The sequence below is a fragment of the cf. Phormidesmis sp. LEGE 11477 genome (assembly GCF_015207105.1).
Classification (GTDB): Bacteria; Cyanobacteriota; Cyanobacteriia; order Phormidesmidales; family Phormidesmidaceae; genus Phormidesmis.
In genome coordinates this window covers 1-7,116 of the sequence record NZ_JADEXO010000188.1, presented here as the reverse complement: position 1 = coordinate 7,116, position 7,116 = coordinate 1, and the positions used below count along the sequence as shown (strand labels likewise).

Here is a 7,116-nt window from a genome sequence, read left to right as displayed (position 1 = left end):
CTAATCAGAAACTTCCCATCTGGGTACTCGCAGCGCTTAGTGGTCGAAACGACTCCAAACCCCTCTTAGGGATTGAAACGTGTTCGATAGAGAACGACCACCACGCGGCAGGTTGAAACGACTCCAAAACCCTCTTAGGGATTGAAACGTATTGTTCATTTTCCGAAGATCTAAATTACTGTTGTTGAAACGACTCCAAAACCCTCTTAGGGATTGAAACAGCAAGTACCGTTTAGAGTTCTCCAGTCGTGCTAAGGTTGAAACGACTCCAAAACCCTCTTAGGGATTGAAACAATCTACAGCGTCCCCTACGAGGGCGACCGTGAGTCGTCGAAACGACTCTAAAACCCTCTTAGGGATTGAAACATTAAGGTAATGTTTGTAAGCTTGGGGCGGATGCCGTCGAAATGACTCTAAAACCCTCTTAGGGATTGAAACGCTACATAAACCCGATTCGCGCCAGTTGCGGCAAGTCGAAACGACTCTAAAATCCTCTTAGGGATTGAAACTTCAAGCTCACGCTTAAGCGTTTGACCGATGTTCTGTCGAAACGACTCAAAACCCCTCTTAGGGATTGAAAGTAAATCTTTCATAGGCGGCATAGCCTTTGGATGAGATCGATTAGGTCTTGTTCTGGTTGTGCAAGTCGTTTGTAGAAAACAGCCTTCCTAAAAGAAAGCCTATGGCGTACCAGCTAACCGTTAGCTATCCAGAAACATTTCCAGATGTCGCAGGTATTACTCCAGAACAATTCGAGCAAGAGGCGAAGTGGGCAATGGCTGTCAAGCTATTTGAGATGAAACGGCTGTCTTCAGGGATGGCAGCAACTCTAGTTGGCGTAGATCGAGCTACTTTTCTGCTGAAGCTTGCTGATTATGGAGTACCTATGATCGATTTGACAGAAGCCGAGCTTTTGTCTGATATTGCCAATGCCTAATTCCCAAATAATTGTAGTTGATACCTCACCGCTGATCTCACTGATAGCGGCTTGGGGAAATCTAGACCGCCTACAAGTTCTGTATAAAGAAGTGGTGGTTCCCTTTGAAGTGAAGCAGGAAGTTTTACGAGGGGGTTTAAGTAATTTTGGCGTAGCAGAGTTTCAAGCTGCAACCTGGCTAATGCAAGAGAGAAGGCTGACTGAGATTAAGCCCTTTTTGCGGAATTCTCTGGACTTAGGCGAAGCTTCTGTTATTCAGCTAGCATTGAATAGGTCTATCGAAACCGTTTGCATAGATGAGGTAGTAGGCCGTAGAGTTGCTAGGTTGAACAATCTTGCTGTGACAGGTTCCGTAGGCATCTTGCTCAAAGCAAAACGACAAGATCCGACAATGTCTGTGAAAGTGGCAATCGCCAATATGCTGAATCGCAATATTCGACTTAGCCAAACAGTAGTCGATTCTGCCCTAGCTCAGTCAGGCGAATCGTAGAGAGCCCTTTAAAACTCAAAAGCCATACTCACCAATACCAAACTCAGTAAAATATTTATTGGCGTCAGCAGCTCGGCCTAGTAACACCTCGCTAGTATCGCGAACTTGTTGATATTGATTCTCACTTAATGCTACATATAAAAGCATTAGGAGGTCGCCCATGCAAACTATCAGCCCGCCGAAAAGTCTCGCGCCCCAAAAAGCTCGTATTTCCCCTTTGCTAGCGGGTTTAGCGCTATTACTAGCACTTTTCGCTGTCTTTGCTTTGTCAATTACCCAGGGCTCGGTTCAACTGAGCTGGCATGAGTTTAGCCTAGCGCTGCTGCGTGAGGGCGACCCGCGCTATCAAACCATTGTATGGGATCTGCGACTGCCCAGAGTGATCGCGGCGCTGGTGGTGGGCTCGGCCTTAGGGGTCTCGGGCGCACTGCTGCAGGGGATGCTGCGAAATGGGTTGGCCAGTCCCTTTTTGCTGGGAATTTCTGCCGGGTCTGGGCTGGCGGCGGTGGCGATCTTGGGCCTAGGGATCTGGCAAATTTGGCTGCCGCTGGGGGCGTGGCTGGGCGGCGTGGTGACGATTATTATCGTTTATCTGTTGGCGCGAACGGGAACGGGAATTTCGGTGGAGCGGCTGATTCTAGGCGGGGTGGCGCTGAGCTCACTGTTCGGCGCGGTGCAATCGATGCTGCTGTTGCTCTCTCCTGATGGTCAGGCGCAGGCGGCGTTGAGCTGGCTAATTGGTAGCTTGAACGGTCGCAGCTGGCAAGAAATTACGGTGGCTGGGCCGAGTATGGTGGTGTCGCTATTTGCCGGGTGTTTGCTAGCGCGGCAGCTCAATGTGCTCAGCTTAGGCGAAGACCTGGCGGTGGGATTGGGGACTTCTTTGATGCGATCGCGCGTTCTCATCGGCTTAGTCGCTACCCTACTGGCGGCAGGTGCTGTCAGCATTGCTGGCCTGGTCGGCTTTGTCGGCCTGATTGTGCCGCACGGCATTCGGCTGCTGGTGGGCACAGACTATCGTTTGGTACTGCCTTTTTCTGCGCTGGGCGGAGCGCTGGTGCTGGCGGTGGCCGATCTGCTCGCTCGGCTTGGGCCCACAGAAGTGCCGGTTGGCATTGTCACTGCGGTGATGGGCGCGCCCGTATTTTTGTGGCTGCTGCATCACCGTCGTCGCCTAGCAGGAGGGCTATAGCGATGTCATTAAATGGGTCATTAGATACGCCATCATCATCGCCACTAGAAGCGCAGCAGCTTTCTGGCGGGTATGACGACAAGCGCATTATCGAAGCGGTGAATCTGACTTTGGTTCGAGGGGAGTGGCTGAGTTTGGTCGGTGCCAACGGATCGGGAAAGTCAACACTGCTGCGGCTGCTCAGCCGAATTTTACCGACTCAGGCAGGCGCTGTGCTGCTCAATGGCAAGGCCATTCATACGCTGCCATCGGCTGAAGTGGCTAAGCAAATGGCCCTCTTGCCACAGCAGCAGGTTTTGCCCGCTGGCCTGACGGTTCAACAGCTCGTCAGCCTCGGTCGCACGCCACATCAGCCCTGGTGGCAATGGGATCTAGATGCAAAAAGTTTAGAGAAAGTCGCGATCGCACTGGCCTGGACTGAGATGGAATCATATCGCGATCGACCCGTCAGCGAACTCTCAGGCGGTGAACGGCAGCGGGCTTTTCTAGCACTCGCCCTAGCTCAAGACCCGCAAGTGTTGCTATTAGACGAGCCCACCACTTTCCTGGATATTCACTATCAGCTCCAGCTACTAGAGCTGCTCAAAAGGCTCAATCAGCAGCAGGGGCTTTCGATTATCACAGTGCTGCATGACATTAATTTAGCGGCTCGGTATAGCGATCGCATTGCCTGCTTGCGTCACGGCAAACTGTGGGCAGTCGGCTCGGTGCCCAGTATGCTCACGCCCAAAATCATGCGGGAGGTCTTCGACGTAGACGCCGCTATTTTAGATACGCCCGTCGGCCTACAAATTTGCCCTTTAGCCGCCTCACAGACAGCCACAGCGCCTTCTATCCCAGACCTACAAATACCAAACCAGATCTCAGACCCACAGATCCCAGGCCCACAGAATCAGATCGACAGCAGCAAGAGCCCCACTTATGCAGACCCATCTTATGCAGACCAATAAATCTCTTAGATCTCAACAGCGCTTATTCATAGGTATCTTCGCCAGTCTTCTCACTACTACTTTTGCCTGTAGTCCGCCACCAGAAACCACTGCCAACGCCGACGCTAGCCAGCCTGATAGCTCATCAGCGCCATCAGAAACAGGTGAAGCAACAGCCCTAGAGAATGAACCTGCTGAACGCATTGTTGCACTTACCTCATTGAGTGCGGATCTAGTGGCGACTCTCGATGTAAACAGGCTAGTCGGCATCCCAGGCAGCCCTATCATTACCCAAGATTCTCGCTTTGCCGATATAGAGACTGTCAGCTCCGGTCGCGTCGAGCCCGATCTAGAGAAAATTGTTGCCCTATCACCCGATTTAGTCATTGGCGCAAAAGGGTTACAGGACAAGACGCTGCAAAGACTCAGCGATCTCGATATTTCGACATTAACAATCGATATCGATAGCTGGGAGAAACTCAGCGACTTTACAACAGCAATAGCTGCCACAACCGAAGCCGATCCGCAGCCGCTGCTAGATAGATATGCGGACTGTCTAGCGGACGTGCCTCAAAAAGAGACCACTTCTCTCGTATTAGTGAGTCGTCAGCCTCTACTCTCACCCAATAAAGATAGCTGGGCAGGCGACTTTCTCGCAAAAATGAACATTCAAAATCTGTCTGCCGACTTGCAAGGAGAAAGCCCTTTTGACGGCTATGTGACCCTCTCAGCAGAGAAAGTGATCGAAGCAGACCCTGATAGCCTCATTATCATAGATACTCAAGAAGATTTACTCTCGCAGCTAGAAGGAGAGCCGTTTTGGAGTCAGCTACAGGCTACTCAGTCTGGTAACGTGGTTACTTCCGACTACTTTGGGCTAGTGAATCCCGGCAGCCTTGCCAGCATTGAAACTGCCTGCGACCAGCTAAAACAAATTGACTAGCTAAAACAAATTGACTAGCTAAAACAAATTGAATAAAGACTATAACAATCGGGTGCTATGAGTTTTAATATTAGAGCGTTTAAATTTGGGATAGAACATGAGGTCGCTTTTATTCGGCCCGATGGAAAGTTCGCCGACTTTGCTAATACGACGTTTGCCGAGTTTGAAACAATTGTCGCTAGACTGCCGCATTACGATCAAGATTACCCTCAGCTCCGGGTAGGTGATGCGGGCATCAAGCTTAAGCGCTGGTATGTAGAAGGGTTTGAGCGCTTTGATCAAAAGGGTGAAGTGATCGACTGCCCGCCTAAAGGGATAGAGATTCGCACAACGGTACATGACAGTATTGACGATACGCTTTCGGAGCTGAGAGAAAGCTTCGAGCGACTGCGGATCGCAGCCAAAAAATCTGCCTTTTTGCCTGCGCTGACCAGCTTTCATCCCTACCGAGCTGAATTTATCCCCACACCGCCGCTGAACCATTACGAGCAACAGCGTCGACAGGAATCGCCAGAGATGCGAACCGCACATATTCCGATGCTGACGCAGGGGCCTGATTTGAACCTGTCTGCCGCAGGGCTGACGCCGACGCAGCTCGTTGATATTGGCCGCAAGCTGACGTATTACAGCCCGTTTATTATCCCTTTTAGCTACAGCTCTCCTTTTTATCAGGGTAGTCTGTGGCCTGGCCTTTCAGCTCGCACCTTTTACCGAACCGGGGCGCGACCGGCGGCTATGGTCTTTGTCGCACAGACAACAGATTTAATCGATTCAATGCCGTCGCTGACTCAGCTAGCTAGGATTCCAGCGGAGGTAGGCCGGATCGAGTTCAAAGCTTTTGATAGCTGTGGAGATTTTGAGCTGTATGGCAGCTTGCTGACTTTGCTAAAAGGACTAGTGTTAGATCAAAGCTTGCCGGGAAGAGCCACGACACCAGATGCCAAGTGGCATCAGCACTCGGCTCGGTTTGGATTTGCTGACAAGACTGTTTACGATCAGGCGCAGGCGATACTAGCGGCGGTTAACCAGGTAGAATTGGATGCTGAGGAGCGCGATCGCCTAACCAAATTACAAGAAAAACTCAACCAGCGATATAGCCCTGCTCACAAAATGATCGAAACCTACAAACGAGGTGAATCGATTGTTGATATTTTACAACAAGGCTATGAGCAACAACCTTCCAGTGAAAATTATGCCCTAATGACACGCAGGCTCTGAATCGATAAGCTACCTCGATACAGCACATGTGGAACTCGGTGAAAAAGTAGAGGAAAGCGGTTTTCTTCTTTACTCTCTCGATAATAGGCAAGCGTCGCCGCAGGCAAGCCAGAAAAATCTTCTAGCAATTCATAGTCAAAGGGCTGAAAATCATCTGCCATCTTCGTAAAATCGAGACGGTCTTTGGGTGGATGCAGGTAGATAGTCGTGTTGTTTGGATTGAATGCCAGGGCAATAGGATCGGCTTCAAACCACTGCATGGGCCTTAGTTCAAAGCCTGCTGTTAGCAGCCCTGCTCGAATCAGCGTCGGATGCACCGGAGAGAAATGCAAAACATCGTTCCATAAGCAGTCTAGAGGTGGAATAAGCTGCCGGGTAAGTATCTCTCGCCCAGCATATTTTTTGGCGTGCTCAGCATATTGGCTAGGGAACTTTTGCTTGAGCGTATTGAGTGGATACAGGACTGAACCAGTCAGATTCTTGGGGACAAGATGATAGAGATAGGTCACGATAGCGTCTGTTTTGAGTAATATAGCTTTCCGCACTTTGCTGACTACACCACGAAAGGCTGCATCCCTTGTTCTATAACGCAAAGTGCCATAGCAAAGTGCGAATGCATCCGCGCTCTGCTATATGTGTGATCGCAGTCATGGCCAAGTTAAACTCTTTTAATACTACGTATCTAACTCTTTTAATACTACGTATCTATGGCTATGAGTGGAGCTTCCATGGAAAAAGCATTCTATGAACAGCGAAAACAGGCCCTGATTCAAGAAATCACGCTCGCGTTTGAGGGCGTTTCTCGTGAGGAGGGCGTGACGCTGCATGAGGCTACGGTACTAGATGACTACGGCGGCCCCGAAGAGAGGGCCAAAGCTAGAGCCCGAGATACAGAGCAGTCTTGGCAAGCAGTGCCTGAAAGCGACATTCGCCTGACCGACGCTGTTCTGAGCTTTTTAGATGACAAAGGATTTCGATATTACATTCCGGCCTACATGGTTTGGTATTTGAGGCATATCGATGATGAAGCGTCGATACATCGCTCCACTACGTTCGATTCAGTCGTTTTTCATCTTACTTACTTCGATCAAGGTTTGAGCGAGGGCGGAATTCCTGAAAAATTCAAGCTGTTTACAGCGGCGCAAGGCAGAGCGATCGCCCACTTTCTGTTGTTTGAGTCTGCTCGTCAAGAAGCACTTGAAAAGCAGTGGATGAAAGCATCTCTGACTAAGGGAGGACTGTCTCCAGAAGATATTGAGCCCATCTTGCAGGCGCAAGATTTTCAGGACGCTCAGATCAGATCGGCGCTAGACCGATACTGGCAAAAGTTTCTACCCGCTTCTTAATCAACGCAAGTTCGGGTTAAAAGACTTTCTAGAATTCATACCGGACAAGCACTTTAGCTAC

Annotated in this window: 8 protein-coding genes; 7 read left to right on the top strand and 1 reads right to left on the bottom strand. The window is 50.1% G+C overall.

What is annotated here, in order from left to right:
- Positions 1-682 precede the first annotated feature (682 nt).
- The 6 genes from IQ256_RS27900 to IQ256_RS27875 all read left to right on the top strand — a co-directional run bounded on the left by IQ256_RS27900 (position 683) and on the right by IQ256_RS27875 (position 5,709).
- Entirely contained in the window at positions 683-937 is a 255-nt protein-coding gene (locus tag IQ256_RS27900) for a UPF0175 family protein (RefSeq protein WP_193858959.1), read from the top strand.
- Positions 930-1,427 carry a DUF3368 domain-containing protein gene (locus IQ256_RS27895; protein ID WP_193858958.1) on the top strand — a complete coding sequence of 166 codons (498 nt, stop codon included), beginning with the start codon at positions 930-932 and terminating at the stop codon, positions 1,425-1,427. Before IQ256_RS27900 ends, IQ256_RS27895 begins: the two co-directional genes overlap by 8 nt.
- Before the next feature lie 160 nt (positions 1,428-1,587).
- Positions 1,588-2,619, top strand: coding sequence for an iron ABC transporter permease (locus IQ256_RS27890; protein WP_193858957.1), 1,032 nt, complete (start codon positions 1,588-1,590; stop codon positions 2,617-2,619).
- A 2-nt stretch (positions 2,620-2,621) separates the two neighbouring features.
- Positions 2,622-3,569 (top strand): ABC transporter ATP-binding protein, encoded by a 948-nt coding sequence (locus IQ256_RS27885; protein ID WP_193858956.1) that lies wholly within the window; start codon positions 2,622-2,624, stop codon positions 3,567-3,569.
- Positions 3,556-4,491, top strand: a complete 936-nt coding sequence (locus IQ256_RS27880) for an ABC transporter substrate-binding protein (RefSeq protein WP_193858955.1) — start codon at positions 3,556-3,558, stop codon at positions 4,489-4,491. Before IQ256_RS27885 ends, IQ256_RS27880 begins: the two co-directional genes overlap by 14 nt.
- 57 nt (positions 4,492-4,548) lie before the next feature.
- Positions 4,549-5,709: a glutamate--cysteine ligase gene (locus tag IQ256_RS27875; protein ID WP_193858954.1), complete on the top strand. Its 1,161-nt coding sequence runs from the start codon at positions 4,549-4,551 to the stop codon at positions 5,707-5,709.
- Here IQ256_RS27875 and IQ256_RS27870 read toward each other — a convergent pair.
- Positions 5,682-6,218 carry a hypothetical protein gene (locus IQ256_RS27870; protein ID WP_193858953.1) on the bottom strand — a complete coding sequence of 179 codons (537 nt, stop codon included), beginning with the start codon at positions 6,216-6,218 and terminating at the stop codon, positions 5,682-5,684. The genes IQ256_RS27875 and IQ256_RS27870 overlap by 28 nt on opposite strands.
- Positions 6,219-6,422: 204 nt before the next feature.
- On the opposite strand from IQ256_RS27870, the gene IQ256_RS27865 reads away from it, so the two are divergent.
- Positions 6,423-7,055 carry a DUF6714 family protein gene (locus IQ256_RS27865; protein ID WP_228025358.1) on the top strand — a complete coding sequence of 211 codons (633 nt, stop codon included), beginning with the start codon at positions 6,423-6,425 and terminating at the stop codon, positions 7,053-7,055.
- Positions 7,056-7,116: the final 61 nt, after the last annotated feature.